General features: G+C 49.6%; 2 protein-coding genes and 1 pseudogene. All 3 read right to left on the bottom strand.

All coding sequences use genetic code 11. From position 1 onward, the window contains the following. Positions 1 to 647: 647 nt before the first annotated feature. On the bottom strand, positions 648 to 1508 hold the full coding sequence (locus NG833_RS31105) for a thiazole synthase (RefSeq protein WP_256556185.1): 861 nt from the start codon (positions 1506 to 1508) through the stop codon (positions 648 to 650). A gap of 135 nt (positions 1509 to 1643) precedes the next feature. Further along, positions 1644 to 2624 (bottom strand): annotated as a pseudogene (gene thiO, locus NG833_RS31100) (glycine oxidase ThiO); the annotation flags it as partial. A gap of 208 nt (positions 2625 to 2832) precedes the next feature. Then, positions 2833 to 3109: 2Fe-2S iron-sulfur cluster-binding protein (locus NG833_RS27375; RefSeq protein ID WP_254568435.1), on the bottom strand; the 277-nt coding region annotated here is incomplete at its 5' end.

Here is a 3109-nt window from a genome sequence, read left to right as displayed (position 1 = left end):
GTTCGTTCGTAGATCAACAAAGTAGCCCCGTCAATGTCGGAGTAAATGCTTGCGCCCTCCGGAGGGCGCAAGCATTTACTCCGACACATAGCTTCCTTTCAGTTGAAAGTTTGGAGGATTTATATTTTGCAATCCCCTAACTTGAACAATTTTTGCCTGGAAGCACCATTCAGAGAGAATTCCAGATAAAATTTACACAATTTATTTTTACATGATGCGTTACATGGCTGAAGCCCTGTAACGAGGAAACGACTAAAGTCGTTACTACGAACTAGAGGAACGGAGTATAAAATTTTCTCACACACTCTTGACAAAATACCCACAATCTGTATAGACACAAAAATTTTGACTGCCGTCGGATAATTCAGACGAACTTATCTAAAAGAAAGCTATAAGTAGCGTTATTGAATTTTCAGAAATTCGGAAAAAATAGAGACCATTCGCTCAGAAGGGCAAAAGAACACCCCATGAAAAATCTGCCTCTTCTATTAGAGTTAAAAAACTTGGAAGACAACCGGGTTTCTTGACAATATTTTTGCTGCATGACTTACGCAGAAGTTGAGCAATTTTAGGGTGGACAGTAGCCGCCCTAAAATTGCTCAACTGAGTTAACCCTACAGATAGAGGAGGGTGGAAAATTCTCTCTATCAAGGGGCGATCGTGCCCGTCAGGGGAGAACTCGCACTAGCGGCAGATTTAATGGGAATACGACCGGCGAGATAGGCTAGACGACCGGCTTCTACCCCTTGGGCCATAGCTCTTGCCATTGCTGCGGGATTTTGGGCGAGGGCGATCGCACTATTAATCAAGACCAAATCCGCCCCCATCTCCATCGCTAGGGCCGCCTCGGAAGGGACCCCAATCCCGGCATCCACCACCACCGGCACTTGAGCATTCTCAATAATAATCGCAATATTCGCAGCGGTACTAATTCCCTGTCCGGACCCAATCGGTGACCCCAAGGGCATCACTGTAGCACAGCCCACCTCTTCTAAGCGCTTGGCTAACATCGGGTCCGCATTAATATAAGGCAACACCGCAAACCCTTCTTTGACTAATTGTTCCGCCGCTTCCAACGTCCCGACTGGGTCCGGTAACAGATATTTCGGGTCGGGAATCACCTCTAATTTGACAAAATTATTCTCCTCTTGACCCAGGAGTTTCGCCATTTCTCGACCCAATCTCGCCACCCGAATCGCTTCCTCAGCGGTTTGACATCCCGCAGTATTGGGCAACATCCAGATTTTACTCCAGTCGATCGCCTCGGCTAATCCCTGATGTCCCGGTGCATTGGTTTGGACTCGACGCACCGCCACGGTCACGATTTCACAACCACTGGCGATAATACTTTGCTGCATTTCCTCCATTGACCGATATCTGCCAGTCCCCGTCATCAACCGCGACTGGAACGATCGCCCCGCAATGGTAACCGGCTGATCTAACTGCTGTAACAAGGATTCCGGAGACGGAACAGAGGGTTTGGCCGTGGCGTAGGTGAGAGAATTCATGGGAGATCCAGTAGATTGAGCAGATGTTGTCAAAAATCGCTGATGACTAAAGTGCGGCAGCAGGGGATCGGTATTCTCCTGGAGAATCCAATCGGCAATCAAGGCAGCGGTAATCGGTGCTAGTAAAATCCCGTTGCGATAGTGTCCTGTGGCTAAGGTTAAATTGGCGATCGCACTGGGACCCAAAACCGGCCATTCATCCGGGGTCGCCGGTCGATATCCCCACCAACATTCCTGGATGGGATAATCTGCCAGAACCGGATAGAGTCGCATCGCCCGTTCTAACAAGAGTTTGATTCCCGCCGGGGTATTACCGGAAGTAAACCCCACATCCTCACTGGTGGCCCCAATAATAATCCGGCCATCCCGTCGCGGAACGATGTAGGTTTCCGGTCCAAATAAGACCCGAGTTAGAGGTGGCACCGGAGAGTTCACAGGGGCTTGTACCGAGAGCATCTGCCCTTTTTTCGGATGAACCGGAATCGGTAGAAGTTGATGACTCCAGGCCCCAGTGGCCAGGACATAATGGGCCGCGTGTAATTCTCCCTGGTTCGTCCGCAAGGCGACTGCCTGCTGTTGTCGCTGGATAATCCCTTCAATGATCACCCCCTCGCGAATCTCGACTGCCAATTCTCGGGCTGCCTTTAATAACGCATCGGCAAGGGCGCGATTATCCACTTGTCCATCTTCGGGATACCACCATCCGCCAACGACCGCCTCCCCTAAACCCGGTTGGTACAGGTCGAGGTGACATTTGTCAACCCAAGTCGCGGGAAATTCTGAATCCGTGGGGGAGGGGGTCCCCGGTGAGGGAGTTTCATAAACCGGGGCGAGGATCCCCCCGGGCCAATAGCCGGTGGAGACGCCGCTGAGGTCTTCTATTTTGCTAATCCAGTCCGGATAGAGCGATCGCGATCGCAAGCACAAATCCAGCATCGGTCCCGGGGGAACTGCCTCCGCTTGCGGGGCCAACATTCCCGCTGCCGCATAGGTGGCTCCCTCCTGGAGCGATCGCGTACAAACCGTCACCGATGCCCCACGCAGTTTCAGGTCAATGGCAATAGAGAGACCGATAATGCCACCGCCAATAATAATGATGTCGCTTGATGTCTTCATTAAAAAATTAAGGTAATTTTTTTTATAACAAGAGGGTTTTTGTCAAGTTGCAATCGGTGAAGATTAGTTTAAATTTTCCATAATATGGCACTCTGGGGTGTTTAATGAATCCGCAGAAAGCAGGATATAATTTAGACAAATGCTTTGACTAGCTATGAAAAAACTGCCCTTAAATTATTAATTCTTAATACTCAATGCCGTTTAAGCCTTAACCTTCTGCTGTCCAGACTGGATTTTCACCTTGTCCCCAGAACCCGTCATATTTTGTCAACTTTACATCACCTAAAACTTGGGTTTGACAAGCTAATCGCAGATTTTTTGAGGGAGAATGAGGAGGGAGCGATCGCCGAGTTCGGTCCCGCCAATTGGGAGCCGAAACTTCCCCTTCAATCTCCACCGCACAAGTGCCACAACTACCCAGGCCCCGACAATTAATCAATTTGGCCTTGCCATTGTACAGGTCAATCCCGTTGTCTAACAAAACC

The organism is Oscillatoria sp. HE19RPO, assembly GCF_024220515.1.
GTDB lineage: Bacteria > Cyanobacteriota > Cyanobacteriia > Cyanobacteriales > Laspinemataceae > Laspinema.
The sequence above is the reverse complement of the archived record's forward strand: the minus strand, read 5'-3'. Positions and strand labels throughout refer to the sequence as shown.

Excerpts from the sequence above, each read along its gene's own strand:
- NG833_RS31105 (WP_256556185.1), bottom strand. The coding sequence starts at position 1,508 with ATGAATTCTCTCACCTACGCCACGGCCAAACCCTCTGTTCCGTCTCCG.